Raw genomic sequence first — 25,718 nt, 5'->3', positions numbered from 1 at the left:
GGTGGGGGAGTCACATCTCCAGCAGCACGGTGAACGGGCCGTCGTTCGTCAGGCCCACCCGCATCTTGGCCCCGAACCGGCCCGTCGCCACGGTCGCGCCGAGCGCCCGCAGCTGCGCCACGACCTCGTCGACCAGCGGCTCGGCGACGGGTCCTGGCGCGGCGGCGTTCCAGGTGGGGCGGCGGCCCTTGCGGGCGTCTCCGTAGAGCGTGAACTGGCTGATCACGAGGAGCGGCGCGTCGATGTCGCTGCACGACTTCTCGTCGGCCAGCATCCGCACCGACCAGAGTTTGCGGGCCAGTTGGGCCGCTTTCTCCTTGGTGTCCTCGTGCGTGACCCCGACCAGGACGCACAGGCCCTCGCCCTTGATCTCGCCGACCGTCTCGTCGTCCACGACGACGCTCGCGCCGTCCACCCGCTGTACCACTGCTCGCATACGGCCCATCATGCCGTGCGCCGATTTTCGTGCCCCACAAGGGGTTTGAGGATGCTTCCCAACCCCCCATCCGGGGCGGATCTGGGGCACTCGTGCCCGAAGTGGGCACTGGGAGTGGCACCATGCTGACACGCGGTGCGTCGGTGGCGTGCGGCGCGGTCCGGTCGAGGGGACGGTAAGCACCATGGATACCCATGCCATGAGCCACACAACGAGTACGGGGCTGCCCGGGCAGCCCGTATCGCTGACGCACAGGGAACGGATGGCTCCGCTGACCCGCCCGCCGGCGCAGCGGACCGACAGCCCGGAGCTGCCCGCCGTGCCCGCCCCGGACCTGTCGTCCCTGCGCCTGCCGGAGCTGCGCACGCTGCGCCGCGACTCCCAGCAGAACGAGGCGGACCTGAGCTACGTACGACGCCTGCTCCAGGGCCGGATCGACATCCTGCGGGCCGAATCGGGCCGGCGGAAGGACCCCGAGTCGCCGGTCGTGGACCGGCTCTCCGAGATCCTGCGGGACCAGCCGACGCGGCAGCGCTCCTCCGCCCGGCACGTCACGGTCGGTATCCCGCACAGCGAGGAGTCCCGGCGCCTCGCCCAGGAGATGCTCGCCGAGGTCGAGCTCTCCGACCTGGCCGCCCGCACGGACGACGAGCTGCTCGCGGCGATGGGCCGCCTCGTCCGCTACGAGCAGCAGGTCTCGCGCCGCCGCCACCAGCTGCAGCGCACGGCGGACGACTGCAGCTCAGAAATCGCCCGCCGCTACCGCGCAGGCGAGGCCCAGGTGGACGACCTGCTGCGCACCTAAAGGGCAAATAGAGCCCCGCCGGCGTTTGAGGCGCGGGGTCCGGGGGGCGGGGGACTGGGCATCTCAAGCCCCGCCGGCGATTGAGGCGCGGGGTCCGGGGCGGAGCCCCGCGGCGTGGGGGAAATCCGGGCGACACGTGCGTCCGCCCGGCCTAGCGTGAGCGTATGAGCAGCCGTGCCGCCACCCCCGATGCCAGCGAAGCGCCAACCGTACGGGCCGTCACCGAGGACGAGCTGTCCGACTGGTCCCGCGCCCTCAACACCGGATTCCTCCGCCCGCCGACCGTCTCGCCGCAGACGGTCGCCAAGCGCCGCGCGCACTTCGACCTCACCCGCACCCGCGCCGCCTTCGCCCCCGCCGGAGGCGGAGGTACCCGGCAGGTCGCCACCTTCCGCTCGTTCGCGCAGGAGCTCACCGTGCCGGGCGGCGCCACCGTCCCCACGGACGCGATCACCAACGTCACGGTCAGCCCCACACACCGTCGCCGCGGGCTGCTCAGCCGCATGATGGCGGCCGACCTCGCCGAGGCGAAGGAGCGCGGCGACGTCGCGGCGACGCTGATCGCGGCGGAGTACCCGATCTACGGCCGGTTCGGCTTCGGTCCCGCGGCCACCGCCACCGTGTGGGAGGTCGACGTGCCGCGGGCCGGACTCGACCCGCGCTGGTCGGGCCCGGACGACGGCGGCCGCGTGGACCTGGCGGACCCGGAGGAGGTGCGCAAGGTCGGCCCGGAGCTGCACGAGCGGCTGCGCGCCAGCGTCGCCGGTGTGGTGTCGCGGGACGAGCAGTGGTGGCAGTACAACACCGGCCTGTGGCCGACCCCGGAGGACCCGTGGGCGGAGCCGTTCTACGCGGTGTACCGCAACGCGCGCGGTGAGGTGGAGGGTCTGCTCGGCTACGAGGCCGACGACCGCTGGGGCGATGCCAAGCAGCCGCTGAACGCGGCGCGGGTACGGGAGTTGATCGCCGTCACTCCGGCCGCCGAGCGCGCCCTGTGGACGTATGTCTGCTCCGTCGACTGGATCACCACGGTGCGTTCCGGGCTGCGCGCCCCGGACGACCTGCTGCCTCATCTGCTGCCCGACCCGCGCGCCGCCCGCATCGTGACGCAGGCGGACTTCCTGTGGGTGCGGATCCTGGACGTCGTACGGGCCATGGAGGCGCGCTCGTACGAGGCCAGTGGGGAGATCGCGTTCGAGGTGCTGGACCCCGCGGGGCTCGCGGGCGGGCGGTTCACGTTGACGGCGACGCCCGGCGGGGCGGTCTGTTCGCCGGGCGCCGCCTCCCCTCAACTCACGGTCGACGTACGTGAGTTGGGGGCGTTGTGGCTGGGCGACGAGTCCGCGGTGCGGCTCGCTGCCCTGGGGCGGATCGTGGAGCACGAGGAGGGTGCGGCCGCCGGGCTCGGGGCCCTGCTGCGGACCTCGCGGCGGCCGTGGTGCCCCGACGTGTTCTGAGCCACGACCCGTTCACGTACGACGTTCTGACCGACCGGGCTCCCGGCTCCCCTCCGGAAGGGAGCCCGGTCAGCCGCTCTGGGCGAGCAGCATCACGAGGATGACGGCCCCGATGCCGCTGAGCACGGTGTTCTTGGCCTTGAGGCCGACGGAGAGTGCGATGAAGGCGATGATGCCCATCGGGCCGTACTTCCACTGGATGAGCTGCTCGAAACCGATAGCGAGCGCGGCGACGACGATGGCGAAGAGCGGCATTGTCCTACCTCCTTCAGGACCTGTGGTCCTCGTGGTGACCAACTTCAGGTCCCCCGACCATGTACGGGAAGTTGGTCACCAACTCAAGGTTAGTTATCTCCGTTGAAGGGCGACTCATAACCACCTTCACGTCAACTCCCCAAAGATGGCGGGAAGTTGTAGGGTTTGGTTGTGAGTGGGGAGCATGCCGCCGTCAACGGACGGCCCAGGTCACAGCGGGCGCGACACACGTACCGCGAAGTGGCCGACGCGCTGCGCGACCGGATCACGTCCGGGCGCCTGAGCCCCGGCCAACGGATGCCTACACAGGCGCAGTTGGCGGGCGAATTCGGTGTGGAGCGCTCCGCCGTACGTCAGGCGCTGCGCATTCTGCAGTCCGAGAACCTGTTGGTGAACGCCTCGAAGGGCAGTCCGGCCACGGTCGCGCAGCACCCGCGGCCCGCGCTGCACGGCCCCGAGGTGCCGCCGCAGCCGACCATGGTGACGCTCGCGCCGCGCATCGCCGAGGCCTTCGAGCAGGCCGACGTGGAGATCGACGCCCTGTGCCTGACGGCGGTCTCGCTGACACTCGCGATGGGCGAGCCGCTGCGCCTCATCCACGAGGGGCGTAAGAAACCGGCCAGTGTCCGGGTCCGGGTGCTGCTGCCGAGCCGGGACATCGACCTCGCGTTCCCCGCGCCCGCGCCGCCGGCCGCCGCCGAGCCCGTGTCGCGGGCGGAGGTGGAGGCGGAGGCGGCGATGGGCGGCAGGCTGCGGCGCGACTGGCTGGCGCAGCGCAACGCGCAGGGGCAGGTGCTGCGCCACAATCTGCTGGCTCTGCGGGCCACGCACAGCATGGACGTCACGGTGGAGTTCCGCGCGCTGCCGTTCACGCCCCCGGTCAAGCTCTACCTGCTCAACAGCAGCGAGGCGCTGTTCGCGTACTACACGCTGGCCAGGCGCGACGCGCAGATCGACCATGAGCGGGTGGACGTGTACGACGCGCAGGGCGTGCGGCAGATGCTCTTCGCGTTCGAACACGGGGCGGGGCTTCGCGACACGACGTTCGTGGAGCAGTCGCACCTGTGGTTCAACGGCCTGTGGAACACGATCAGCCAGGACCTGACGCTGAGCTCGTGACGGCGGGGCCGGTCAGTGCAGCGCGGGGCCGGCCACCGTGAGCGCGAGCAGGACGCCGCCCAGTGAACTGCAAGTGGCGTTCCTGGCCTTGGCGCCGATGGCGAGCAGGAGCAGGCCCGCGAGTCCTGCCGGGCCGTAGTGCCACTGTGCGAGCTGTTCGAAGGTGATCACGACCACCGCGGAGAGGAGGCTCAGAACGGTCATGGTGGTTCCTCCTGCTTCGGCGTTGCTTCGCTGAGGGGCCTTACTTGGTCTCCTTCGTTGCCACCATCGGCCACCTTCTTCCAAGTTGGCGACCAACTGCACTGGAGTTGTCCCCACTTGGTCGTGGTATATAAACGGGAGGGCGACAACTCTCGCCAAATCACGGTGAGTTGTGTCGTTTGGTCGGGACCAGGGACCCAGGGGAGCAGGGCGTGGCGGACATGGCAGACGCGACACTGAACGGCAGGAGAAGGCTCACGGCCCAGGAGATCGCCGACCAGCTCCGCGAGCGGATCAGGGAGGGCGCCCTGAGGCCGGGCGACCAACTGCCCACGCAGGCCACGCTCGCCGATGAGTTCGGCGTCGAGCGCGGCACGGTCCGTCAGGCCCTGCAACTCCTGGAGACGGACGGTCTGCTGAGCAAGCGCAGCAAGGGCAGCCCGCCGCGCATCGCCCCGGGCACCGCCGCCCGCGACGAGCCGCAGCCCTCCATGGTCGCCCTGGCCCCCCGCCTGGTGGAGGCCTTCCGCGCCTCCCACGTCCGGATCGACGCGGTCTGCCTGACCTCGGAGACCCTGATGCTGGCCCTCGGCGAGCCGCTGCGCCACATCCACGAGGGCCGCATCCGCCCCGAATCCCTCGACGTACGCATCCTGCTGCCCGGCCGCGACATCAACCTCGCCTTCCCGGTGCCGGTCCCCGACGGCAGCGACGGGACCGACCACGACGAGGGCGTCGCGGTACACAACCGCTGGCTGGCGCAGCGCAACGCGCAGGGCCAGGTGCTGCGCCACAACCTGCGTTCCCTGCGCTCCTCGCACGACATCGACGTGCGGGTGACCTTCCGCGCCCTCCCCTTCACCCCGCCGGTCAAGCTCTACCTGCTGAACCAGTCCGAGGCCCTGCTCTCGTACTACATGGTCACGCGGCGCGAGGAGGAGATCGACAACGACACCAAGCTGGAGATGTTCTCGGCCACCGGCACGCAGTCCCTGCTCTTCTCCTTCGAGGAGCGGGCGGGCCACCGCGACCGGACGTTCGTGGAGGAGTCGCAGAAGTGGTTCGACGCCCTCTGGGAAACCATCACCTCCGACCTGACACTCTCCTAGTGACTTCAGAGACGACGAAGCAGACTGTTCCGGTGGCAGAAGAGACCGAACCGAGTCGGGAAACGACCGAACAGGGCGAACAGGGTGACGTACGTGAGTCGGGCACCCTCGCCGAGCTGATCACGGGCGCCCGCCATGTCCTCTTCGACTTCGACGGGCCGATCTGCCGACTGTTCGCGGGCCGCCCCGCGGCGGGGATCGCGCGGCAGCAGGTGGACTGGCTGGACGCGCAGGGGCTCGGCGACGTACTGACGGAGGAGGAACGGGCCGACGTGGATCCGCACGCCGCCCTGCGCCGCCTCGGCCGGGCGCGGCCGGACAGCGACCTGGTCCTGGAGATGGAGAGCCGGCTCACCGAGCAGGAGCTGCGCGCCGTCGGTACGGCCTGGCCCACGGAATACGTGGACCCGCTGATCCGCACCTGGACCGCGGCGGGCGTCCACCTCGCCATCACCACCAACAACTCCGCCGAAGCGGCCCGCCGCTACATCGCGGGCCGCGGCCTGTCCGGCTGCTTCGAACCGCACATCTACGGCCGCACCAAGGACCTTTCCCGCCTCAAGCCCGACCCGTACTGCCTCCAGCGTGCCATGTCGGCGATGGGGGCGGCGCCCGGGGCCACGCTGATGATCGGCGACGCCGCGACGGACCTGCTGGCGGCGCGTGAGGCGGGCGTCGCGTTCCTGGGCTACGCGCGTCACGCCGGCAAGGAGCGCGAACTGCGGGAGGCGGGAGCGCGGCAGGTGACCTCGACCCTGGAGCCGATCATCGACATTCTGCGGGGCAACGGCTGACCTGCGCATCCCTCGCCGACTGCTGCAAGCCGGGTGGAGTTGGCAGCCAACTGCCGTAGAGTTGTACGGACTTGGTCGGGGGGTGAGGGGAGATCGTCGTGGCGAACGCGAATACGGACAACGCCCCCAGACCCACCGCCGAAGACATCGCCGACGCCCTGCGCAAGCGGATCCTCGGCGGCGACCTCAGGCCCGGCGAACGCCTCCCGACGCAGGCCGCGCTCGCCCGGGAGTTCGGCGTGGAACGGGGCACGGTCCGCAACGCCCTGCAGCTGCTGGGCAAAGACGGCTTCCTGACCAACCTGGGCAAGGGCAGCCCACCCACGGTGTCCCGCCCCGAGCGCCAGTCGCCCCCCGGCGCACAGACGGCCAGAAGCATCCTGGGACCACGCCTGGTGGCAGCGTTCGAGGCGCCGCACGTCTACGTGGACGTGGCGAGCCTGACCGGGGAGACGCTGGTGACAGCCCTCGGTGAGCCGCTGCGGAAGGTGTACGAAGGGGTGTTGCGGCCGGAGTCGGTGCGGGTGCGGATGGTGGTACCGAGGCTGGACGAGAACGTCGACTACCCGGCGCCCGCGGGGGGCTGGGGCCACGACGAGAAGCTCGACAAGGCGGTCAGGCACCGCAACAGCGTCCAGTGGGACTCACAGCGCATGGTGCTGGCCGGCGCCTTCAATAGGCTGCGCGACAACGGCATCGATGTTCGCTTCGAGTACCGCTTCGTCTCCGGCACACCGACCCGGAAGGTGTATCTCCTGAACCGGCAGGAGGTGCTGGTCGGGCACTACGTTCCGGGGCGGGTCGAGCGGGAGATCGACGACTACGAGGGCGCGGACACGGTGGAACTCGTGGACGTGGAGGGCTTCGAGACCGGGATGTTCATCTTCGAGCGCTCGAACGGGCCGGACCAGTCGGCCTTTGTAAAAGGGGAACAGGCGATGTTCGACGGGCTCTGGGAGCATGTGGCGAGGCGGTAGGAGAACACCTGAATGGCCTCGGATGAATGGTCCCGGACCTCACCGAGCGAGGGCTACTCTGTGGCACCATGCTCCTCCCTCTGCCCCCGAAACGAACTGGGGCACTGCTGACGCGGTTCGCCCGCTGCGTCGCCCGTGACGTGGTGCACGGCCAGCACAATGTGAATTACATCCTGCCTCTCGGCGCTGCCTTGCTTCTCGGGGTCCTCCGGTCGGGGCGGGTCAAGTTCAGGGTGCCCAGGGAAGCGGTGAAGGTCGTGCCGCGCATCTGGTCGGAGGCCCAGGTCCTCGACGTCGTCGCGGAGCATTTGGACGGTGTACCGAGGTTCCTGCGACGGCGGGGCTCCGGTTCGGTCCACGAGTTCGTGGAGGGATGGGCACTGAACTCTCTGCCGGAGTTGGCTGTACTCCCGGGCGAGAAGGAGATGATGGTCAAGTTCGCCCATTTCTTCGCGGACTTGGGGGACGTGCCCGCGGACGCCCTCCCGGCCCGTCCCACCGGCTGGCCGGCCGACGGGGACAGCGACGGCTTCCTGGACTGGCTCGTCGACTTCGTGGACACCGACGTACGGGCCGGTCCGCATCAAGAGCTGTTCGGCCCGCTCTTCGACGCGCTGCTGGTCCCCGACACCGCCATGAAGGACTTCAAGGGCCAGCGCGAGCGGCTCGCCCGGCGGCCGTTCCGGCTTCTGCACACCGACGTCCATCAGGCCAATGTCGTACTCACCGAAGACGGCGAGATCTCGGTGATCGACTGGGAACTGGCCCTGTACGGCGACCCGTTGCACGAGTTGGCCACGCACATGGTGCGGATGGGGTACGACGCCGCGCAGCAGTCCACGATGGCCGACATCTGGGCTTCCACGATGACGGAGCGTGGCCAGGAGGAACTCGTCACCGGCTACGAGCGCGATCTGTGGGTGTACCGGGACTTTGAACACGCCCAGTCGATCTACCCCGATGTGATGCGCGCGGCGCTCGACCTGCGTGACGGGCGGATCGATGTCGACGCCGCCGGGTCGCGCGTCCGTCATGCGCTGACGGTCGCTCAAGAACCATTGATGTTACGGAAGTTGCCACAGGACCCGGAGATCGAGGACGCTTTGCGGTGGTGGGTCTCGGACGTGAGTGACGCGCGCGGACTGCCACTTCCTGAAATGTGATCGACCGGGCATCCTACGGGGGTTCGGCTCGAACTCACGTGGGGTCAGGGGGGCTCGGTGGCTGGGGCGGGGGCGGCGGTACGCAGCGGTGTGGCGGAGCGGTGGGAGCGGGTCGAGGCCGTCGGGGCGCGGGTGCTGCTCCTGGGGGTCTTCCTGTTCGGTCTCGTGGCCCAGTTCGTCAAGCCGATCGGCGACGCGCTCGAAGGCAAGGTGTATCTCGGCGGAGCGCTGCTCAGCCTCATCGGATATCTGCTGTACGCACAGGTGCTGCGACTGGCCTCGGCGAACTCCGCGCAGCTGGAGCTGACCCGGGAGCTACGTGCCGAGGTGCGGGACCTGCAAGCGCGAACGCAGCGGGAGTTCGGCCGGCCGGTGGCGGTGGACGAACTCTCCGGGATCTTCCGAGAGGCGCTGACGCAGCGGGAGGCCACGCTGTCCGCCCTGGCGTTCACCGGTGAGGTCTTCGTGGAGAAGCTGAGACCCCTGCTGGACACGCTGCCGCAGGACCTGCGGCGCCGGATCACCGTTCAGGTGCTCGTACCGGACTTCGACAAGCCGATCCAACTGCCTGGGCAGGTGCACGAAGGCAAGGCGCAGGATTCGCCGGGCTTTCGCGCCCAGCTGGCGAGCCGCGTGGCGCGCAACCAGCGAGAGCTGATCCGGGTCGCGCAGGACGTACGGGGCAGCACGGTCACGATCGAGTTCCGTGCCCTGCACATGTCGCCCTTTTTGAAGCTCTATCTGGTGAATTCGGATCAGGTGTGCGAGGGAGTCTACGACCGGTTCAAGTTCGGAGGTGTCGGGAACGCCGAGAGGGCGCGGGAGGGGAGCCTCCTCGACCTGCTCGGGTACGAGTCGAAGCTGACACTCTGGCGCAGCGGCGACGGTGCCCACGCCCGGCAACTGGTGGACGCCCGGAACGCGTACTTCGAACAACTCTGGAGCGTGGCCACCCCGCTGACCGTGCCCGGTCCCGGCGACGGGTCCTGGGCCTGATCCCGGGCCCGTACGCTCGCGGTCATGCGCACTCCCGATCCGCCCCTCGGCCTCCGCGAACTCAAGAAGCAGCGCACCCGGCAGACCCTCTCCGAGACCGCCGTCCGCCTCTTCATGGAGAAGGGGTACGACAACGTGTCCGTCGCCGAGATCGCGGCCGCCGCCGAGGTGTCGAAGCCGACGCTGTTCCGGTACTTCGCGGCCAAAGAGGACCTGGTGCTGCACCGGTTCGCGGATCACGAGGACGAGGCGGCGCGGGTCGTCGCGGGGCGCGGTGAGGGGGAGGCGCCGCTCGGCGCGTTGCGGCGGCACTTTATGGAGGGGCTGCGGCGGCGGGATCCGGTGACCGGGCTGTGCGATCACCCGGCGGTGCTCGCGTACCAGCGGCTGCTGTACGGGACTCCGCAACTCGTGGCGCGGCTGTACGGGTATCAGGAGCGGTCCGAGCGGGCACTCGCCCAGGCGCTCGGGGGACCCGAGGTGCGGGCCCGGATCGCCGCGGGGCAGATCGTGGCCGCGCAGCGGATCCTCGCCGAGGAGAACGTACGGCGGATCGTGGCCGGCGAGTCCGCCGACGAGCTGGAGGCCGCGGCCCTGCGCACCGCCGAGCTGGGGTTCCGGCAGCTGGGGGAGGGGATCGGCGGGCTGTACGGGTGAGGGGCCCGGTGTCCCCGCTGTCGGCTGGAACACTTTTGCAAGCAGGCGCTTGCAAAAGTTAGCGCGGGTGCGGCACCATCGGGGCATGGCATCGCTCAACGTCGGAAGCCTCGGCGAATACCTGCGCGAGCAGCGTCGCAACGCGCAGTTGTCGCTCCGTCAGCTCGCCGACGCCGCCGGAGTGTCCAACCCGTACCTGAGTCAGATCGAGCGCGGGCTGCGCAAGCCGAGCGCGGAAGTTCTGCAGCAGGTCGCCAAGGCGCTGCGGATCTCCGCGGAGACGTTGTACGTGCACGCCGGCATTCTCGATGCCGAGCGGGAGCGGACCGAGGTGGAGACGCGCGCCGTCATCCTCGCCGACCCTTCGCTCAACGAGCGTCAGAAGCAGGTGCTGTTGCAGATCTACGACGCCTTCCGGCACGAGAACGGCGACGGAACCGACGACGGAGCCGGCGACAGCGATGCCGAGCCCTCAAGCAGCAGTTGATGTGATCCGGGAGGACCACGCCATGGCCATCAAGGACGACCTGCGCAAGACCCTCACCGACCCGACCCCGCTCTACTTCGCCGCCGGCACCGCCGAGCTGGCGTACCAGCAGGCCAAGAAGGTGCCGGGGATCGTCGAGCAGCTGCGGAGCGAGGCGCCCGCCCGCTTCGACTCCGTGCGGCAGACCGACCCCAAGGATGTGCAGGAGAAGGCGACCACCCGCGCCAAGGAGGCGCAGGCCACCCTCACCGCGAAGGTGAACGAGCTGGTCGCGGGGCTCGACACCGACCTGAAGAAGTTCGGCGAGAGCGCCCAGGAGTTCGCGCTGCGCGGCGTCGGCTACGCGGCCGAGGCCGCCGTCAAGGCGCGTGAGACGTACGAGAAGGTCGCCGAGCACGGCGAGGAGGCCGTGAAGGTGTGGCGCGGCGAGGCCGCCGAGGAGATCGTCGAGCTCGCCGAGGCGGTCGAGCCCGACCCCGAGCCGGCCGCCGAGCCGAAGCCGGAGGCCAAGGAGGCGTCCGCGGCCGCGCCTGCTCCCGCTCCCGCGAAGAAGACCGCTCCCGCCAAGAAGGCGACGGCGAAGAAGACCGCTCCCGAGAAGAAGCCGGGCTCCTCTTCCACGCCGCCCGCCAAGTAGGGCGTACGTCGACGGGTCGGGCACGTGCCGCGTGCCCGGCCCGTTGTACGGGTACGGTGACCGGACGGCAGTCGATTCGGGTGGTGGCGTTGTGCTGATGCAGGGTTTCAACAGTTTCTTGTCGCTGCTGAATCTGGCGTTGATCGTCTTCAGTGGCTTCGCGCTCGTCGACGCCGCCATCCGGCGCGAGGACGCCTACCGCGCGGCCGACAAGAAGACCAAGCCGTTCTGGCTGATCATCCTCGGGCTCGCGTTCATCGTGAACTGGATCTTCGGCATCATGTCGTTCCTGCCGATCATCGGGCTCATCGCGACCATCGTGTACATGGTGGACGTGCGGCCCGCCGTCAAGCAGATCAGCGGTGGCGGCGGGGGCGGCAAGGGTCGTGGCTCCAGCAGCGACGGGCCGTACGGTCCGTACAACGGCGGCCGCTGAAGCACGGGTCGGCCGGGTTCACCGGTCGAGCAGCAGGACCGCCACGTCGTCCGTCAGATCGCCCCCGTTGAGATCGCGCACCTCGTTCATCGCGGCCTCCAGCAGCCCCTCGCCGGTCAGGCCCTGCGCCCGCTGGCGGCGGATCATCTCCACCATCCCCTCTTGGCCGAGCCGCTGCCTGCCCTGGCCGATCCGGCCCTCGATCAGGCCGTCCGTGTAGAGCATCAGGCTCCACGAGGGACCCAACTCGACCTGCATGCGCGGCCATCGGGCCTTCGGCAGCAGCCCGAGGGCCGGGCCGTTGTTCTCGTACGGGAGCAGGACCGCGGGGCGTCCGGGCGTCGCTATCAGGGGCGCCGGGTGGCCCGCCAGGCACAGGCCGGCACGGCGGCCGTCCGGCGAGATGTCGACCGTGCACAGCGTCGCGAAGATCTCGTCGTCCGGGCGCTCGTGCTCCAGGACCTGCTGGAGCGTGGACAGCAGCTCGTCGCCGCACAGTCCCGCGAATGTCAATGCCCGCCAGGCGATGCGCAGTTCGACGCCGAGCGCCGCCTCGTCGGGGCCGTGCCCGCAGACGTCGCCGATCATCGCGTGGACCGTGCCGTCGGGCGTGCGCACCGTGTCGTAGAAGTCGCCGCCGAGCAGCGCGCGTGAGCGGCCCGGACGGTAGCGGGAGGCGAAGCGCAGCGTCGAACCGTCGAGCAGCGGCTTCGGCAGCAGGCCGCGCTCCAGGCGGGCGTTCTCCTGCGCGCGGATCCGGGACTCGGTGAGCCCCTGCTGCGCGATGTCGGCGCGCTTGCGCTCGACCGCGTAACGGATGGCCCGGCCGAGCAGCCGGGAGTCCAGCTCGTCGCGGAACAGGTAGTCCTGTGCGCCCACGCGGACCGCCTCCGCGCCGCGCTCGGCGTCGCCCGACGTGGTCAGGGCGAGCACGGCCCGGCGCGGGGCCAGGCGCAGCAGGTGCCGCAGGGTCCGCAGCTCGTCGTGGTGCTCCGGCTCCGCCCTGTCCGGCTTCGCGCCGGGCAGCGCGAGGTCCAGCAGGACGCAGCTGACGTCGTCGGTGAGCAGCCGCTCGGCCTCGGTGAGGTTGCGCGCGGTGCGCACGCGGATCGGCTTGCCCGCGGCGTCGGGCACCTCGGGGATGCTGAGGGAGCCCGCCGGGTCGTCCTCTATGACCAGGATCGTCAGACCGGTGGCGTCACGGTCGGCGCGTGCCGGCTCGTGAGCGCTGTCGTCGGTCGTCGGCTCCTGGCGGCGCTCGGCGTTCTGTATGTCGTTGGCGTCAGGGCGGTCGGTGGTCGGCCGCTCGTCCTGACGTTCGTCCTGCCGGTCGTGCGTGTCGGTCGTGGTGTGCGCGTCCAGAGCCTGACCACTTTCCACGGCCGGGATGGCTCTCTGCCGCGGTACGGGTACGGGCATCGCTTCGGTTTCCTTCCCTCCCCCCGAGGGCACGGTGGGGCGAAGGTCCTCGGCCCACCGACCGGGACCTTAGCGGTAGCCGACGCTCGAACGGAATGGTGAGTGGCAAAGGGCCGGCGTCATATGCCGCTCCCCGCACCGGAATTGAGTGGGTTCCGTCCCTGGTCGGGCGGGTCGGGAATGACGAACGTCACGCCGGGGCGCCGGAACCGCAGCGCCGCGGGTGCTGTGCGTCACGTGGGGCACGTCACCCATCTGGACCCATGTCCGGCATCCGGTCGTCCGACCCTCAGTCATCCGGTCACCCGGCCCTCACGCGTCGGGCCTGACCACCCCGAGCATCGCCATGGAGCCCGCGCCCGCGACCGTCACATCCCGCCCAGGACGCGGCGCGTGGATGATCGCCCCCTTGCCTATGTACATCCCGACATGGCTGGCGTCGTCGTGGTAAATGATCAGGTCGCCGGGGCGCATGTCCTTGATGTCGATGCGCTTCAGCTGCTTCCACTGCTCCTGCGACGTGCGCGGTATCGGCTGCTTCGCCGAGGCCCACGCCTGCGAGGTCAGCCCCGAGCAGTCGAACGACTTCGGGCCCTCGGCGCCCCACACGTACGGCTTGCCCAACTGCTCGGAGGCATAGCGCACGGCCTTCTTGCCGGCCGCCGAGGCCTTGGAGTCGATCTCCTTCAGGACGCCCGAGGAGAGCCATTCCGTCTGTGCCTTCTGCTCGGCCGCCTCCTCCAGCTGCCGCAGCTGCTCGCGCTCCTTCTTGGCGAGCTTGTCCTCGATCTTCTGCGCCGCCTTGATCTGCTTCTCGATCCGCTGCTTCGCGGCGGCCTTCTTCTCGCGCCCCTCGTCCAGCGCCTTCCACTTGGCGGAGGCGGCGTCCGCGTACCCCTCCAGGGCGTCCTGCGTCCGGACGAGGCGTGACATCAAATTCCGCGTGGCCTTCTGCCCCTGGTAGGCCCGCCCCGCGTTGTCGAGGAAGCGGCCCGGGTCGCCGGCGAGCATGAACTGGGTCTCCTGGGAGATCCCGCCGGTGCGGTACTGCTCGCGGGCCGCCGCGCCTGCCCGGCCCTTGAGGCTGTCGAGCTCCTGCTGGCCCGCGGCGATCTTCCGGGCCAGCTTCACGATCTGGTCGGACTGGTCGGCGGCCTTCTCCTCCGCCGCGTTGTACGCGTCGGTGGCGACCGAGGCCTCGTGGTACAGCTTGTCGATCTTCTTGCGGATCGACTCAAGGTCCTTGACGCCGGGCGAACTTGACGGCGATGGAGAGGGGGACGGCTTCGCGTACGCCAGTCCCGTCGGCGTCGGTACGGTCACGGCGCACACGAGCGCCAGGGCCGCCACCGTCGTCGTGCTCCGCTTGCTCATCTGCTCCGCCCCCACAGCCGACACAAACCTGATGGACCGTCAGTAAGTCGAATGCTCCGGGGATGGTGCCATGCGCGCCTCGAATCCGACAGACCCCGACGCGGTATGGCAACTGCCCCGCACCGTTCGACGAACGAAGTGCCGAGATCGTTCCCTCGGATCCCGCCGCGTCTCAGCCGCCCGCCGAAACCCGCCGCGGCGCCAACGCCCCCCACGTCACGGTCACTTCACCCTGCCGCCAGCGCCCCGGCCCGTCCACCACCGGCCAGTCCGCCGAGAGCTCCCGCACCGCCCGGATCCAGCGCTGCCGCGCGCCGTACGAGGCGTAGGGCGCGGCCGACGCCCACGCCCGGTCGAAGTCGCGCAGGAAGGCGTGCACAGGCTCGCCGGGGACATTGCGGTGAATCAGCGCCTTGGGGAGTCGTTCGGCCAGGTCGGACGGGGTGTCCAGGGAGCCGAGCCGGGTCGCGAACGTCACGGTCCGCGGGCCTTCGGGGCCGAGCGCCACCCACACGTGCCGGCGCCCGATCTCGTCGCAGGTGCCCTCCACGAGGAGGCCGTCCGGCGCGAGCCGCGCGCACAGCCGCTCCCACACCGCGGCGACCTGCTCCTCGTCGTACTGGCGCAGCACGTTCGCGGCGCGGATCAGGAGGGGCGCGCTCTCCAGGGGCAGCTCGAAGCCGCCGTGCCGGAATTCAAGACCGTCCCGCTCGTAGGGCTTCGCGGCGGCGACCCGCGCAGGTTCGATCTCGATGCCGACCACGCGCGCGTGCGGCGCCGCCCCGCGCAGCCGGGTCAGCAGTTCCACCGCGGTCCAGGGCGCCGCCCCGTAGCCGAGGTCGACCGCCACCGGGTCGTCGGCACGGCGCAGCGCGGCACCGTGCACGGCCGCGATCCAGCGGTCCATGCGGCGCAGCCGATTGGGGTTGGTGGTGCCTCGCGTCACAGTCCCCACGGGGCGGGAGGAGGGGCGCGGGCTCATGGGTAAGAGGGTATGCGCTGCGCCGGACGCGGCTTTGGTTGAGACCCGTAGGGTAATGATTCGGCAAAGTGGAAATGGAGCAGCCGAATCCGGCGTTGCCCCCCTTGGAGAGGGCCTGTGCCCTCCGGTCGTCGTGCCCGCAGTAGCCCACCAAGGAGGGCCCGCCACGTGAGCCAGTACGTGACCAGGTTCCGCCGCTCCGGGGCTGCTCCCGCCCTGCTGCGGTTCCCCGGTGCGCAGCGGCGCCCCCGCCGCATCGCGATGCTCAGCGTGCACACCTCGCCCCTCCATCAGCCCGGTACGGGCGACGCGGGCGGCATGAACGTCTACATAGTGGAGCTCGCCAAGCGGCTCGCGGCGATCAACATCGAGGTCGAGATCTTCACCCGCGCCACCGCCGGAGGCCTGCCGCCGGAGGTCGAGCTCGCGCCGGGCGTCCTCGTACGGCACGTGGACGCGGGCCCCTACGAAGGCCTCGCCAAGGAGGAGCTGCCCGCCCAGCTCTGTGCCTTCACACACGGAGTCATGCAGGCGTGGGCGGGCCACCGCCCCGGCTATTACGACCTGGTCCACTCGCACTACTGGCTGTCCGGGCAGGTCGGCTGGCTGGCCGCGGAGCGCTGGGGCGCGCCCCTCGTGCACGCCATGCACACCATGGCCAAGGTCAAGAACGCGGCGCTCGCCGAGGGCGACACCCCCGAGCCGGCCGCCCGCGTCATCGGCGAGACCCAGATCGTGCGCGCCGCCGACCGCCTCATCGCGAACACGGCGGAGGAGGCCGACGAGCTGGTCCGCCACTACGAGGCGGACCCCGGGAACGTCGCGGTCGTGCACCCCGGCGTGAACCTGGACCGCTTCCGCCCCGCCGACGGCAGGGCCGCCGCCCGCGCCCGCCTCGGCCTGCCGCAGGACGCGCTCGTCCCGCTCTTCGCGGGCCGCATCCAGCCCCTCAAGGCGCCGGACATCCTCCTGAAGGCCGTCGCGGTCCTCCTGGACGAGCGCCCGGAGCTCCGCTCCCGCATCGTCGTCCCCGTGGTCGGCGGCCCCAGCGGCAGCGGCCTCGCCAAGCCCGCGGCGCTCCAGAAGCTCGCCGCGCGGCTCGGCATCGCGGACGTGGTCCGCTTCCAGCCACCGGTCGGCCAGGAGGCGCTGGCGGACTGGTTCCGAGCCGCCTCCGTACTCGTCATGCCCTCCTACAACGAGTCCTTCGGACTCGTCGCCATAGAGGCCCAGGCCGCCGGTACGCCGGTGATCGCGGCGTCCGTGGGCGGCCTCCCCGTAGCCGTGCGCGACGAAAAGACCGGCTTCCTTGTCGACGGCCACGAACCTGCCCGCTACGCGCGCGTGCTGCGCGAATTCGCCGACCACCCCGACCTGGTCGGCACCATGGGCGACGCCGCGGCCCGCCACGCCCTCTCCTTCGGCTGGGACACGGCGGCCTCCGCCACGGCGGACGTCTACACGGCGGCGATGCAGGCGAGGCGCCGTCACGTACCCTCGCACCATGGCTGACCAGCGACCGGCACACGACGTCATCGAGTCCACGCTGAAGGACGCCGAGCTGGAGTGGGAGAGCCCGGAGCCGGGCTCGTACGTCGTGAAGCTCCCCGGCACCCGCAAGCTCTCGACGACGCTGTCCCTGCGTGTGGGCCGGCACAGCCTCTCGCTCAACGCCTTCGTGATCCGCCACCCCGACGAGAACGAGGCCGGGGTGCACCGCTGGCTCCTGGAGCGGAATCTGCGCCTGTACGGCGTCAGTTACGCGGTCGACCAGCTCGGCGACGTCTACCTCACCGGAAAGCTCCCGCTCGCCGCCGTCACCCCCGACGAACTGGACCGCCTCCTCGGCTCGGTCCTTGAGGCGGCGGACGGCTCCTTCAACACCCTCCTCGAACTGGGCTTCGCGAGCGCGATCCGCAAGGAGTACGAGTGGCGGGTGGCGCGCGGCGAGTCGACGCGCAACCTGGACGCGTTCACGCATCTGACCCAGCGCCCCGCCAAGTAGCCCCTTCTGTGCCTTAGTTGAGCGCCACCATCCGCACCACCGTCACGGTCAGCACCGACCCGGATACGTAGTAGAGGACTATCGCCCCGCCGACCGTCGCCTCGCGGCGGTCGCGTTCTCCGGAGACCGTGGTGGAGCCGTGGCCGTAGGGGTCGTGGGAGAGGGTGCGGGCCATTTCGTCGCGGAAGGCGTCCGGGTTCGCCATCTTGGCGAGCGTGTCGTCGGCGGGCGGTGCGAAGGCGACGCGGCAGGCGCCGCGCCTGCGTCGGCGGCTCAAGCCGGGCCCCGCCTCTCCGCCTCGTCGCGGGCGAGCCGGGCCAGGATCGCGTCGGCCTCCGGGTCCGGTACCGCCTCCAGCATCCAGTGCCGCATGACGGCGTGGATCTCGCCGACCCCCGCCGCGTTGATCGCCTTGTCGAACTCGACGCGGCGCGTCACGTCCAGCGCGGCGCGGATCGCCGGGATGCTGTTGGGGACGTCGACCTCGACGCCGCCCACCAGCGTTCTGGGCGGTTCGTCAGTTCTGGAGGAGGTCCTTGGGGGTTCGGCCATGTACGGTCCCGTACCCACCGAACTGCCCCGTCACGCCGGGCTGTTCTCCGCCTCCACGGGCGCCGCGACAACGGGCCTTGAGGGCTCCTCGTCCGACAGTCCCCGCATCAGCACCCAGTACCCGACCGCCGTCACCGTGCCGAGCGCCGCGCACCCCGCCCACAGCCATCCGGCGCCCGCCGAGTCGATCACCCAGCCGCCCGCGAGCGGGGCGACGAGGGCCGCCGCCGACCACGACATGGTGTAGACGCCCTGGTAGCGACCGCGGCCCTCGGCGGGTGAGAGCCGGGCCACGAGCCCCGACTGCGTAGGCGCGTTGATCATCTCGCCGAGCGTCCACACCACGACCGTGAGCGCGTACGCGGCGAGGGATCCGGCGAGGGCGGTGAGCGCGAAGCCGTACCCGATGAGAAGCGAGGAGACGGTCAACAGGCGCCCGGGATCACGCCGTTCGATGAACCGGGTCAGTGGAATCTGCAACGCGACGATCACCACACCGTTGACGGCGGCGACGAGCCCGACATCCGAACTGCTCAGCCCGTTCTCGCCCATGACGATCGGCAGGCCCACCGAACTCTGCGTGAACACGACGGCGACCAGGAACGACAGCCCCACCATCAGCATGAAGCGGCCGTCGCGCAGCACGGTCCCCATGGTGACCACCGGGCTCGACGGCGCGCCGGGCACCACCGTGCGCGTCGGCCGCGACTCCTTCACCTTCACGAAGACGACGCAGGCGCAGGCCAGCGTCATCACCGCCTCGGCGAGGAAGCCCAGCGTGTAGCTCTGCGAGACGAGGAACCCCGCGTACACGGACGAGATCGCGAACCCCAGGTTGATCGCCCAGTAGTTGAGCGAGAACGCCCGCACCCGGTCCTCGGGCGGCACGATGTCGGCCATCATCGCCTGGATCGCGGGCCGCGAGGCGTTCGACGCCAGGCCGAGCGCGAAGCCGGTGACCGCGATCCACACGGGGTCGCGCACGAAGGCGAGCGCGGCGACCGTCGCCGAGGTGGCGAGCTGCGCGCCGAGCAGAGTCGGCCGCCGCCCGAGCCGGTCGGCGAGCACCCCGCCGAGCATGGACGCGATGACCCCGCCGAGCCCGATCAGCGAGGCGACCAGACCGGCGTACGCGGCCGAGAACCCACGCGAAGCGGTCAGGTACAGGGCGAGGAAGGTGAAGACGAAGTTGCCGAGCCGGTTGATCAGAGTGCTGGTCCACAGCCACCAGAATTCGCGCGGCAGCCCGGAGACGGACTCCGTGACGGCACGTCTGAGCGAGGCGACTGACATGGGTGCATCCCCCGGGGCCGATGTAAGCAGTGCAGAAGGTTTACATAACTTACTTGCCGGGTATTGGTAGGGGCCACTCAATTGACGGGGACCGTCAATCGGCAGGCGCCGGACGGGTCGATTAGGCTCGGCCCCATGGCCGACGCACCGTACAAGCTGATCCTCCTCCGTCACGGCGAGAGCGAGTGGAACGCGAAGAACCTGTTCACCGGATGGGTGGACGTCAACCTGAACGAGAAGGGCGAGAAGGAGGCGGTCCGCGGCGGTGAGCTGCTCAAGGACGCCGGCCTGCTCCCCGACGTGGTCCACACGTCGCTCCAGAAGCGCGCGATCCGCACGGCCCAGCTCGCGCTGGAGTCCGCGGACCGCCACTGGATCCCCGTCCACCGCAGCTGGCGCCTGAACGAGCGCCACTACGGCGCCCTCCAGGGCAAGGACAAGGCGCAGACCCTCGCCGAGTTCGGCGAGGAGCAGTTCATGCTCTGGCGCCGCTCGTACGACACCCCGCCGCCGGCGCTCGACCGCGACGTGGAGTACTCCCAGTTCGACGACCCGCGCTACGCGACGCTCCCGCCCGAGCTGCGCCCGCAGACGGAGTGCCTCAAGGACGTCGTCGTCCGCATGCTCCCGTACTGGTTCGACGGCATCGTCCCCGACCTACTGACCGGCAGGACGGTCCTGGTCGCGGCCCACGGCAACTCGCTGCGCGCCCTGGTCAAGCACCTCGACGGCATCTCCGACGCGGACATCGCGGGCCTGAACATCCCGACCGGCATCCCGCTCGCCTACGAGCTGGACGCGGACTTCAAGCCGGTCAAGCCGGGCGGCACGTACCTGGACCCCGACGCGGCGAAGGCGGCCATCGAGGCGGTCAAGAACCAGGGCAAGAAGAAGTAAGAGCCTCCCTCTCCGCCTTCGCCCCTGGGGCGTGCCGAACACGGCACGCCCCAGGGGCTTTTTTTGACGCGGTACCCTCCCCGCCATGACGACCCGTGACCTCTACAACGTGCGCGTGCTCCCCGGCGACGACGGCCCCGCCCCGCTCACCGACGAAGAGGAGCGGCGCTATCGGAACATCCTGTTCAGCGACCTGGGCAACCAGCTCGCCGACCACGGGACGACGACGTATCCCGCGTACAGCCCGCAGGACCGCCGCCGACTCGTCGAGGTGGGGCGGCGGTTGAGTGTGCACTGGGGGATGCCGGTGCGGGTGGCGGCGGACGACGAGTGCCGGATGCGGTTGAGTGTCGGGCGCTCGGGGGGTGGTGGCAGCGTGCGCGGCAACTGACGCGCGCGCGTGCGCCGTTGATGCGCCCGTCCCGGTGGGCATGCAATGGGGGAAGGGTTCCATCGTGGAGCCCCGTCGAGGAGGGAACACCATGGCCGCCGACTCCCCGAAGCCGAACCCGACCCCCGAAGTGCCGGTCGAAGTGGGCAGCACCGTACCGAAGTTGGTGCTGCTCGGAGCCTGTGGATGCGGCTCGGGCTGCGGCTGCGGCTGCCAGTCGGGCGCGCCGTGCCAGTGCGGGGGCTCCTGCTGACCGACAGGGATCAGTAGGGACCAGTAGGGACCAGTACACGGGAGGGCCCCGCGCGATCAGCTGCGCGGGGCCCTCCTCGTGCGACGTGTGCCGTCAGGCGCTCTCGACCGGCTGGGGCTGCGTCTGCACCTCGTCCGCGTGCTCGCCCGTCACCAGGTAGACGACCCGCTTCGCCACCGACACCGCGTGGTCCGCGAAGCGCTCGTAGTAGCGGCCGAGCAGCGTCACGTCGACCGCCGTCTCGATGCCGTGCTTCCACTTCTCGTCCATCAGGTGCTGGAAGAGCGTGCGATGCAGCTGGTCCATCTCGTCGTCGTCCTGTTCGAGCTGCATCGCCAGGTCGACGTCCTTGGTGATGATGACCTCCGCCGCCTTCGCCATCAGGCGCTGCGCGAGCTGGCCCATCTCCAGGATCGTGGCGTGCAGGTCGTGCGGGACCGCGCGCTCCGGGAAGCGGAGGCGGGCCAGCTTCGCCACGTGCTGCGCCAGGTCGCCACTGCGCTCCAGGTCCGCGCTCATACGGAGCGAGGTGACGACGATCCGGAGGTCGGTGGCCACCGGCTGCTGGCGTGCCAGCAGGGCTATGGCCCGCGCCTCCAGCTCGTGCTGCAGATCGTCCACCTTCTGGTCGGCGGCGATCACGGTCTCGGCGAGCTTCAGATCGGCGTCGAGCATGGCCGTGGTGGCGCGCCCGATCGCCGACCCGACAAGGCGGGCCATCTCGACCAGACCCTCGCCGATCGAGTCAAGTTCCTCGTGGTACGCGTCACGCATACGGCGTTCCCTCTCTGTGCCTGGCTACGTATGGAACCCGGACGGCCCCACGCTCCCACGTTCCGTCCTGTACGCGTCCGAATCCGGCACCACAAGTGAATCGACCCCGTACCCAAGGTGAACTCTGGGCGACGAGTGTTCGAGCTGCCACTCGGATGGCTGTGGAGGAGTGGCCGGTGCCGCATAACCTGAAGACATGGACGTGAACGCGGCGGTCGCCGCAGCGGCAGCGATCGCCGGAGTGTGCACCGGTGTCATCGCCATGCTGGCGTTTCGCTGGAGCGAGCGCGACCAGAAACGCCCCACGCGCACCTCACTGCACACGGACCCGGTCCTTCCGCCTGGCGTCGACACCGTGCTCTCCGTGCTCCGCTCCTCCGCCGTCGTCCTCGACGAGGCGGACAGCGTGGTCAAGGCCAGCTCGGCGGCGTACGCCCTCGGTCTCGTACGCGGCGGGAAGCTCGCGGTCGAGCCGATGCTGCAGATGGCCCGCGACACACGCAGGGACGGGGAGATACGCCAGGTCGAGCTGGACCTGCCCCGGCGCGGCACGGGGCGCGGCGACGCGCTCGCCGTGTCCGCCCGCGTCGCCCCGCTCGGCTCCCGGCTCGTGCTGCTGCTCGTCGAGGACCTCACGGAGGCCCGGCGCATCGAGGCCGTACGGCGTGACTTCGTGGCGAATGTCAGTCACGAGCTCAAGACGCCCGTCGGCGCGCTCTCCCTGCTCTCCGAGGCCGTCATGGACGCCTCCGACGACCCGGAGGCCGTGGAGCGGTTCGCCGGGCGCATGCAGAACGAGGCGACCCGGCTCACCAGCCTCGTACAGGAACTCATCGACCTCTCAAGGGTGCAGAACGACGACCCGCTGGAGGACGCCGAGCCGGTGCGCGTCGACGAACTCGTCGCCGAGGCCATCGACCGCTGCCGCCAGCCCGCCGCCACGAAGCAGATCAACATGGCGGCCGGAGGCACCGCCGACCTGCGGGTCTGGGGCAACCGGGGGCAGCTCGCGGCCGCCCTCGGCAACCTCGTCGAGAACGCCGTCAACTACTCGCCGGCCCGTACGCGCGTGGGCATAGCCGCCCGCCGCGTCTCGGCGGGCGGCGGCGACCGCATCGAGATAGCCGTCACCGACCAGGGCATCGGCATCTCCGAGAAGGACAAGGAGCGCGTCTTCGAGCGCTTCTACCGCGTCGACCCGGCCCGCTCCCGCGCGACCGGCGGCACGGGCCTCGGCCTCGCCATCGTCAAGCACGTGGCGGCCTCGCACGGCGGGGAGGTGACCGTGTGGAGCTCCGAGGGACAGGGCTCCACCTTCACGCTGCGGCTGCCCGAGGCGGCCGCGACCCGCACCTCACGATCCACACAGACCACACAGCCGTCCCGCACCAGTGGCCCCGGAGACGTACGCGACGAAGACGACGCACACGGGCCCGACGACACAACCGCATACGAATCCATTCCTGCCACTCCTGCCGCCCCGGAGGTCCTTCCGTGACCCGAGTGCTTGTCGTAGAGGACGAGGAGTCCTTCTCCGACGCCTTGTCCTACATGCTTCGCAAGGAGGGTTTCGAGGTCGCCATCGCGGCCACGGGGCCCGACGGTCTCGACGAGTTCGAGCGCAACGGCGCCGACCTCGTCCTGCTCGACCTGATGCTTCCCGGCCTGCCCGGCACCGAGGTCTGTCGCCAGCTGCGCGGCCGTTCCAATGTCCCGGTCATCATGGTGACCGCCAAGGACAGCGAGATCGACAAGGTCGTCGGTCTCGAAATAGGAGCCGATGACTACGTCACCAAGCCGTTCTCCTCGCGTGAGCTGGTCGCCCGGATCCGGGCGGTCCTGCGCCGCCACGGGGAGCCGGAGGAGGTCGCGCCGCAGGCACTGGAGGCCGGGCCCGTCCGCATGGACGTCGACCGTCACGTCGTGACGGTGGGAGGCGGCAAGGTCGACCTCCCGCTCAAGGAGTTCGACCTCCTGGAGATGCTGCTGCGCAACGCGGGGCGGGTCCTGACCCGTATGCAGCTCATCGACCGGGTCTGGGGCGCCGACTACGTGGGCGACACCAAGACGCTCGACGTCCACGTGAAGCGCCTGCGCGCCAAGATCGAGCCGGATCCGGGGGCGCCGAGGTATCTCGTTACGGTGCGTGGCCTCGGTTACAAGTTCGAGCCGTAAACCGCCGCGACGCGGAGCGGACATGGCGGAGGGGCGGAACCCATCGGGTTCCGCCCCTCCGCCATGTCTGGTTCCGGATCAGTGACCAGCGGCGCTGTGCGAGGCCGTGGCCGACTCCGGGGCCGTCGTGGAGGCCGAGGCCTCGGCACCCGGCACCGTGGACGTGGAGGCCGACGTGGACGGGTTCGCGGAGGCGCCCGGCGCGGCCGGAACCTCGCTCGGACCCCACTTCTGGAAGTAGCTGTCGGCCGGCACCACGAACGCCTTCAGCTGCACGTCTCCGGCCTTGCTGAGGGAGAACGTGATCGGCTGCGCGTTGCCGTCGAGGACGGCGGTGCGGCTGTTGGGCAGCTCGGCGGAGGCGTTGCCCTTGCCGCCGAGGATGACGGAGCCGCCGGCCGGGACGGTGATCTTCGAGCCGCCCTTGGCGTCCGAGAGCTTCGCGGTCTTGCCGACGCCGTCGACGGTGATCGCGTCGAGCGTCTGGGCGGAGCTCCCGTTGTTGAAGATCGTGCCCGTGACGACGGCCGGGCCCTTGGACTTCGGGTCCGGCTGGGTGATGACGGTGGCGTTCTGGATCTTGATGTCACCGACCGAGGTCGCTGCGTTGTCGGGCTTGACCTCAAGTGTCTGCGCGTTGTTGCCGGCGCCGCACGCAGCGAGCGAGGCGATCGAGAACGCGATGGCGGCGGCGGCGAGGGCGCCGCGTCGAAGGCTGCTGCTCACGGCGGCGGCAACTCCTTAAACGTGGGCGGGCAAGGCGGCCGGGTGTAAAGCCGCCCTAAGGGTGTGTCAGGCGCCTTAGGTTACCGAGCCGTTCCCACGCCGCCGCACCCGACCCGCCCCTCGGGCCCGGACGCCGTCTTCGGCTCCTGCGCCCGGACCCCGATCACCCCACGTTCCCCACGGTCACCATTGGGCCGCCCAGGCCTCTTGTTCACCATTCACATAAGGCCTGTCCAGGTCCCGGGAGGGATATCCGGTAAGGAATGCGCGGGGGTTCGGAAAAACGATCACGTGGAGCGCTGATTCGCGAAGATCAATTCTGGATTCGTATCGAACGTACCTACGGGTCCCTGAACGGAGTAGCGAAAGTTCATCGCTTCGAAGCACGCAAACCGGGACTTTCGGCCCCTGTGGGGCCCGCTGTGGCGGCCGTAGCGTACCCGTTTCGGCTTCCTCGAAGAACGGCTCCGACCTGCGAATACCCCCTTCCGTCGCCCCTCCGCAGCACGTTCCTGATGGAGTTGTCAAGCCCCGAGATACGCCCTGACCTGCGAAAACGCCATTCAGAACCCGCCGTTTCCGTGTTACCCTGGATAGCCACGGAAGGGGTACCTGTCACATGACGTTCAAGGTTGGCGACACCGTGGTCTATCCCCATCACGGGGCCGCGCTGATCGAGGCTATCGAAACTCGCCAGATCAAAGGCGTGGACAAGACCTACTTGGTGCTGAAGGTCGCCCAGGGCGACCTGACGGTACGTGTGCCAGCGGACAATGCGGAGTTCGTCGGCGTGCGTGATGTGGTCGGTCAGGACGGGCTCGACCGGGTCTTCGAGGTGCTGCGCGCGTCGTACGCCGAGGAGCCCACGAACTGGTCGCGCCGTTACAAGGCAAACCTGGAGAAGCTCGCCTCCGGTGATGTCATCAAGGTCGCGGAAGTAGTCCGTGACCTGTGGCGTCGGGAGCGTGAGCGCGGATTGTCCGCGGGTGAGAAGCGCATGCTCGCCAAGGCTCGCCAGATTCTGGTGAGCGAGCTCGCACTCGCGGAGAACACGAACGAGGACAAGGCCGAGGCCCTGCTCGACGAGGTTCTCGCGTCCTGAATACGCGCTGCCGCCTGAATACGCGCTGCCGCGACGCCCTGTACGTAGCGGCCATGCACGTAACGATTGCTGGCGCGTAAAGAACAATGCCGTGGTGCCCGATGACCCTGATGGTGTCGCCGGGCGCTGCGGCATGTTCGTACCCACACACGCTTCGCGTGATCCCCATTGGTGTGCCGGGCCCGGACAGCTGGCTCGACCAGTGTCACGGAAGGGTCCGGTCAAGGCGTCGCGCCCGGCACG

31 protein-coding genes are annotated in these 25,718 nt (G+C 70.0%); 20 read left to right on the top strand and 11 right to left on the bottom strand.

All coding sequences use genetic code 11. The annotated features are described in order from the left end of the window. Positions 1-10: 10 nt before the first annotated feature. Complete coding sequence (gene dtd / locus ACFYWS_RS09025; RefSeq protein WP_389271532.1) at positions 11-436, bottom strand: D-aminoacyl-tRNA deacylase; 426 nt, start codon at positions 434-436, stop codon at positions 11-13. Positions 437-698: 262 nt separating this feature from the next. Here dtd and ACFYWS_RS09020 point away from each other — a divergent pair, with 262 nt between their 5' ends. Further along, entirely contained in the window at positions 699-1,241 is a 543-nt protein-coding gene (locus ACFYWS_RS09020; RefSeq protein ID WP_389271836.1) for an ABC transporter substrate-binding protein, read from the top strand. A gap of 164 nt (positions 1,242-1,405) precedes the next feature. Continuing rightward, complete coding sequence (locus ACFYWS_RS09015; RefSeq protein ID WP_389271529.1) at positions 1,406-2,698, top strand: GNAT family N-acetyltransferase; 1,293 nt, start codon at positions 1,406-1,408, stop codon at positions 2,696-2,698. A 69-nt stretch (positions 2,699-2,767) separates the two neighbouring features. Here the strand turns inward: ACFYWS_RS09015 and ACFYWS_RS09010 are convergent, their stop codons facing one another. Further along, positions 2,768-2,953, bottom strand: coding sequence for a hypothetical protein (locus tag ACFYWS_RS09010; RefSeq protein ID WP_389271526.1), 186 nt, complete (start codon positions 2,951-2,953; stop codon positions 2,768-2,770). 165 nt (positions 2,954-3,118) lie between these two features. On the opposite strand from ACFYWS_RS09010, the gene ACFYWS_RS09005 reads away from it, so the two are divergent. Continuing rightward, positions 3,119-4,072, top strand: coding sequence for a winged helix-turn-helix domain-containing protein (locus tag ACFYWS_RS09005; RefSeq protein ID WP_389271523.1), 954 nt, complete (start codon positions 3,119-3,121; stop codon positions 4,070-4,072). A 12-nt stretch (positions 4,073-4,084) separates the two neighbouring features. On the opposite strand, the gene ACFYWS_RS09000 is transcribed toward ACFYWS_RS09005, so the two are convergent. After that, positions 4,085-4,276: a hypothetical protein gene (locus ACFYWS_RS09000; protein WP_389271520.1), complete on the bottom strand. Its 192-nt coding sequence runs from the start codon at positions 4,274-4,276 to the stop codon at positions 4,085-4,087. A gap of 221 nt (positions 4,277-4,497) precedes the next feature. Here ACFYWS_RS09000 and ACFYWS_RS08995 point away from each other — a divergent pair, with 221 nt between their 5' ends. The 9 genes from ACFYWS_RS08995 (at position 4,498) to ACFYWS_RS08955 (ending at position 11,532) form a co-directional block, all read left to right on the top strand. Then, a complete protein-coding gene (locus ACFYWS_RS08995) occupies positions 4,498-5,385 on the top strand; it encodes a GntR family transcriptional regulator (protein ID WP_389271833.1) in 888 nt (295 codons plus the stop codon). After that, on the top strand, positions 5,334-6,179 hold the full coding sequence (locus ACFYWS_RS08990; RefSeq protein WP_389271517.1) for an HAD family hydrolase: 846 nt from the start codon (positions 5,334-5,336) through the stop codon (positions 6,177-6,179). The genes ACFYWS_RS08995 and ACFYWS_RS08990 overlap by 52 nt, the downstream gene beginning before the upstream one ends. A 98-nt stretch (positions 6,180-6,277) precedes the next feature. Continuing rightward, positions 6,278-7,156 (top strand): winged helix-turn-helix domain-containing protein, encoded by an 879-nt coding sequence (locus ACFYWS_RS08985; RefSeq protein WP_389271513.1) that lies wholly within the window; start codon positions 6,278-6,280, stop codon positions 7,154-7,156. 233 nt (positions 7,157-7,389) lie between these two features. Further along, positions 7,390-8,319 (top strand): phosphotransferase, encoded by a 930-nt coding sequence (locus ACFYWS_RS08980; RefSeq protein ID WP_389271510.1) that lies wholly within the window; start codon positions 7,390-7,392, stop codon positions 8,317-8,319. A 57-nt stretch (positions 8,320-8,376) separates the two neighbouring features. Continuing rightward, on the top strand, positions 8,377-9,315 hold the full coding sequence (locus ACFYWS_RS08975; RefSeq protein WP_389271507.1) for an ATP/GTP-binding protein: 939 nt from the start codon (positions 8,377-8,379) through the stop codon (positions 9,313-9,315). A 24-nt stretch (positions 9,316-9,339) separates the two neighbouring features. Continuing rightward, complete coding sequence (locus ACFYWS_RS08970) at positions 9,340-9,972, top strand: TetR/AcrR family transcriptional regulator (protein ID WP_389271504.1); 633 nt, start codon at positions 9,340-9,342, stop codon at positions 9,970-9,972. An 85-nt stretch (positions 9,973-10,057) separates the two neighbouring features. Continuing rightward, complete coding sequence (locus tag ACFYWS_RS08965) at positions 10,058-10,459, top strand: helix-turn-helix domain-containing protein (RefSeq protein WP_389271501.1); 402 nt, start codon at positions 10,058-10,060, stop codon at positions 10,457-10,459. 22 nt (positions 10,460-10,481) lie between these two features. Further along, positions 10,482-11,096 carry a hypothetical protein gene (locus tag ACFYWS_RS08960; protein WP_389271498.1) on the top strand — a complete coding sequence of 205 codons (615 nt, stop codon included), beginning with the start codon at positions 10,482-10,484 and terminating at the stop codon, positions 11,094-11,096. A gap of 91 nt (positions 11,097-11,187) precedes the next feature. Next, positions 11,188-11,532, top strand: a complete 345-nt coding sequence (locus tag ACFYWS_RS08955) for a DUF2516 family protein (protein ID WP_389271495.1) — start codon at positions 11,188-11,190, stop codon at positions 11,530-11,532. Between the two features lie 18 nt (positions 11,533-11,550). Here ACFYWS_RS08955 and ACFYWS_RS08950 read toward each other — a convergent pair whose 3' ends face one another. The 3 genes from ACFYWS_RS08950 to ACFYWS_RS08940 form a co-directional block, all read right to left on the bottom strand. Continuing rightward, entirely contained in the window at positions 11,551-12,951 is a 1,401-nt protein-coding gene (locus ACFYWS_RS08950) for a PP2C family protein-serine/threonine phosphatase (protein WP_389271492.1), read from the bottom strand. Positions 12,952-13,263: 312 nt separating this feature from the next. Further along, positions 13,264-14,325, bottom strand: coding sequence for an NlpC/P60 family protein (locus tag ACFYWS_RS08945; protein ID WP_389271489.1), 1,062 nt, complete (start codon positions 14,323-14,325; stop codon positions 13,264-13,266). Between the two features lie 172 nt (positions 14,326-14,497). Then, positions 14,498-15,307, bottom strand: a complete 810-nt coding sequence (locus tag ACFYWS_RS08940; protein WP_389271486.1) for a class I SAM-dependent methyltransferase — start codon at positions 15,305-15,307, stop codon at positions 14,498-14,500. Between the two features lie 168 nt (positions 15,308-15,475). On the opposite strand from ACFYWS_RS08940, the gene mshA reads away from it, so the two are divergent. Next, entirely contained in the window at positions 15,476-16,819 is a 1,344-nt protein-coding gene (mshA, locus tag ACFYWS_RS08935) for a D-inositol-3-phosphate glycosyltransferase (protein ID WP_389271483.1), read from the top strand. Next, on the top strand, positions 16,812-17,312 hold the full coding sequence (locus ACFYWS_RS08930) for a YbjN domain-containing protein (RefSeq protein WP_326019396.1): 501 nt from the start codon (positions 16,812-16,814) through the stop codon (positions 17,310-17,312). Before mshA ends, ACFYWS_RS08930 begins: the two co-directional genes overlap by 8 nt. A gap of 13 nt (positions 17,313-17,325) precedes the next feature. Here the strand turns inward: ACFYWS_RS08930 and ACFYWS_RS08925 are convergent, their stop codons facing one another. The 3 genes from ACFYWS_RS08925 to ACFYWS_RS08915 form a co-directional block, all read right to left on the bottom strand. Further along, a complete protein-coding gene (locus ACFYWS_RS08925; RefSeq protein WP_351337851.1) occupies positions 17,326-17,517 on the bottom strand; it encodes a hypothetical protein in 192 nt (63 codons plus the stop codon). Positions 17,518-17,585: 68 nt separating this feature from the next. Next, a complete protein-coding gene (locus ACFYWS_RS08920; protein ID WP_389271479.1) occupies positions 17,586-17,864 on the bottom strand; it encodes a hypothetical protein in 279 nt (92 codons plus the stop codon). Between the two features lie 30 nt (positions 17,865-17,894). After that, on the bottom strand, positions 17,895-19,157 hold the full coding sequence (locus ACFYWS_RS08915) for an MDR family MFS transporter (RefSeq protein WP_389271476.1): 1,263 nt from the start codon (positions 19,155-19,157) through the stop codon (positions 17,895-17,897). 135 nt (positions 19,158-19,292) lie between these two features. Here ACFYWS_RS08915 and ACFYWS_RS08910 point away from each other — a divergent pair, with 135 nt between their 5' ends. The 3 genes from ACFYWS_RS08910 (at position 19,293) to ACFYWS_RS08900 (ending at position 20,698) form a co-directional block, all read left to right on the top strand. Beyond that, a complete protein-coding gene (locus tag ACFYWS_RS08910; RefSeq protein WP_389271473.1) occupies positions 19,293-20,054 on the top strand; it encodes a phosphoglyceromutase in 762 nt (253 codons plus the stop codon). 85 nt (positions 20,055-20,139) lie between these two features. After that, a complete protein-coding gene (locus ACFYWS_RS08905; protein ID WP_389271470.1) occupies positions 20,140-20,445 on the top strand; it encodes a hypothetical protein in 306 nt (101 codons plus the stop codon). A gap of 91 nt (positions 20,446-20,536) precedes the next feature. Continuing rightward, positions 20,537-20,698 carry a hypothetical protein gene (locus ACFYWS_RS08900; protein WP_389271467.1) on the top strand — a complete coding sequence of 54 codons (162 nt, stop codon included), beginning with the start codon at positions 20,537-20,539 and terminating at the stop codon, positions 20,696-20,698. A 93-nt stretch (positions 20,699-20,791) separates the two neighbouring features. Here the strand turns inward: ACFYWS_RS08900 and phoU are convergent, their stop codons facing one another. Continuing rightward, on the bottom strand, positions 20,792-21,472 hold the full coding sequence (phoU, locus tag ACFYWS_RS08895) for a phosphate signaling complex protein PhoU (RefSeq protein WP_389271464.1): 681 nt from the start codon (positions 21,470-21,472) through the stop codon (positions 20,792-20,794). Positions 21,473-21,668: 196 nt separating this feature from the next. Between phoU and ACFYWS_RS08890 the strand changes: the two genes are divergently transcribed. Next, positions 21,669-22,970 (top strand): sensor histidine kinase, encoded by a 1,302-nt coding sequence (locus ACFYWS_RS08890; RefSeq protein ID WP_389271461.1) that lies wholly within the window; start codon positions 21,669-21,671, stop codon positions 22,968-22,970. Further along, entirely contained in the window at positions 22,967-23,647 is a 681-nt protein-coding gene (locus tag ACFYWS_RS08885; protein ID WP_306321454.1) for a response regulator transcription factor, read from the top strand. The genes ACFYWS_RS08890 and ACFYWS_RS08885 overlap by 4 nt, the downstream gene beginning before the upstream one ends. A gap of 78 nt (positions 23,648-23,725) precedes the next feature. Here the strand turns inward: ACFYWS_RS08885 and ACFYWS_RS08880 are convergent, their stop codons facing one another. Beyond that, positions 23,726-24,373: a DUF461 domain-containing protein gene (locus ACFYWS_RS08880; RefSeq protein WP_389271457.1), complete on the bottom strand. Its 648-nt coding sequence runs from the start codon at positions 24,371-24,373 to the stop codon at positions 23,726-23,728. A 619-nt stretch (positions 24,374-24,992) separates the two neighbouring features. Between ACFYWS_RS08880 and ACFYWS_RS08875 the strand changes: the two genes are divergently transcribed. Then, on the top strand, positions 24,993-25,475 hold the full coding sequence (locus tag ACFYWS_RS08875; RefSeq protein WP_266712542.1) for a CarD family transcriptional regulator: 483 nt from the start codon (positions 24,993-24,995) through the stop codon (positions 25,473-25,475). The last annotated feature ends 243 nt before the right edge of the window (positions 25,476-25,718 follow it).

It is taken from the genome of Streptomyces sp. NPDC002795 (assembly GCF_042888725.1).
In the GTDB taxonomy this organism is placed as follows: Bacteria; Actinomycetota; Actinomycetes; order Streptomycetales; family Streptomycetaceae; genus Streptomyces.
Note: the sequence above shows the minus strand (reverse complement) of the source record. Positions and strands in the feature narration are given on the sequence as shown.

Excerpts from the sequence above, each read along its gene's own strand:
- ACFYWS_RS08890 (WP_389271461.1), top strand. The coding sequence starts at position 21,669 with ATGGACGTGAACGCGGCGGTCGCCGCAGCGGCAGCGATCGCCGGAGTG.
- dtd (WP_389271532.1), bottom strand. The coding sequence starts at position 436 with ATGCGAGCAGTGGTACAGCGGGTGGACGGCGCGAGCGTCGTCGTGGAC.
- ACFYWS_RS08915 (WP_389271476.1), bottom strand. The coding sequence starts at position 19,157 with ATGTCAGTCGCCTCGCTCAGACGTGCCGTCACGGAGTCCGTCTCCGGG.
- ACFYWS_RS08995 (WP_389271833.1), top strand. The coding sequence starts at position 4,498 with ATGGCAGACGCGACACTGAACGGCAGGAGAAGGCTCACGGCCCAGGAG.
- ACFYWS_RS09010 (WP_389271526.1), bottom strand. The coding sequence starts at position 2,953 with ATGCCGCTCTTCGCCATCGTCGTCGCCGCGCTCGCTATCGGTTTCGAG.
- ACFYWS_RS08930 (WP_326019396.1), top strand. The coding sequence starts at position 16,812 with ATGGCTGACCAGCGACCGGCACACGACGTCATCGAGTCCACGCTGAAG.
- ACFYWS_RS08945 (WP_389271489.1), bottom strand. The coding sequence starts at position 14,325 with ATGAGCAAGCGGAGCACGACGACGGTGGCGGCCCTGGCGCTCGTGTGC.
- ACFYWS_RS08950 (WP_389271492.1), bottom strand. The coding sequence starts at position 12,951 with ATGCCCGTACCCGTACCGCGGCAGAGAGCCATCCCGGCCGTGGAAAGT.
- ACFYWS_RS09015 (WP_389271529.1), top strand. The coding sequence starts at position 1,406 with ATGAGCAGCCGTGCCGCCACCCCCGATGCCAGCGAAGCGCCAACCGTA.
- ACFYWS_RS09000 (WP_389271520.1), bottom strand. The coding sequence starts at position 4,276 with ATGACCGTTCTGAGCCTCCTCTCCGCGGTGGTCGTGATCACCTTCGAA.
- ACFYWS_RS08960 (WP_389271498.1), top strand. The coding sequence starts at position 10,482 with ATGGCCATCAAGGACGACCTGCGCAAGACCCTCACCGACCCGACCCCG.
- ACFYWS_RS08900 (WP_389271467.1), top strand. The coding sequence starts at position 20,537 with ATGGCCGCCGACTCCCCGAAGCCGAACCCGACCCCCGAAGTGCCGGTC.
- ACFYWS_RS08910 (WP_389271473.1), top strand. The coding sequence starts at position 19,293 with ATGGCCGACGCACCGTACAAGCTGATCCTCCTCCGTCACGGCGAGAGC.
- ACFYWS_RS08970 (WP_389271504.1), top strand. The coding sequence starts at position 9,340 with ATGCGCACTCCCGATCCGCCCCTCGGCCTCCGCGAACTCAAGAAGCAG.
- ACFYWS_RS08965 (WP_389271501.1), top strand. The coding sequence starts at position 10,058 with ATGGCATCGCTCAACGTCGGAAGCCTCGGCGAATACCTGCGCGAGCAG.
- ACFYWS_RS08940 (WP_389271486.1), bottom strand. The coding sequence starts at position 15,307 with ATGAGCCCGCGCCCCTCCTCCCGCCCCGTGGGGACTGTGACGCGAGGC.
- ACFYWS_RS09020 (WP_389271836.1), top strand. The coding sequence starts at position 699 with ATGGCTCCGCTGACCCGCCCGCCGGCGCAGCGGACCGACAGCCCGGAG.
- phoU (WP_389271464.1), bottom strand. The coding sequence starts at position 21,472 with ATGCGTGACGCGTACCACGAGGAACTTGACTCGATCGGCGAGGGTCTG.
- ACFYWS_RS08905 (WP_389271470.1), top strand. The coding sequence starts at position 20,140 with ATGACGACCCGTGACCTCTACAACGTGCGCGTGCTCCCCGGCGACGAC.
- ACFYWS_RS08875 (WP_266712542.1), top strand. The coding sequence starts at position 24,993 with ATGACGTTCAAGGTTGGCGACACCGTGGTCTATCCCCATCACGGGGCC.
- ACFYWS_RS08925 (WP_351337851.1), bottom strand. The coding sequence starts at position 17,517 with ATGGCGAACCCGGACGCCTTCCGCGACGAAATGGCCCGCACCCTCTCC.
- ACFYWS_RS08920 (WP_389271479.1), bottom strand. The coding sequence starts at position 17,864 with ATGGCCGAACCCCCAAGGACCTCCTCCAGAACTGACGAACCGCCCAGA.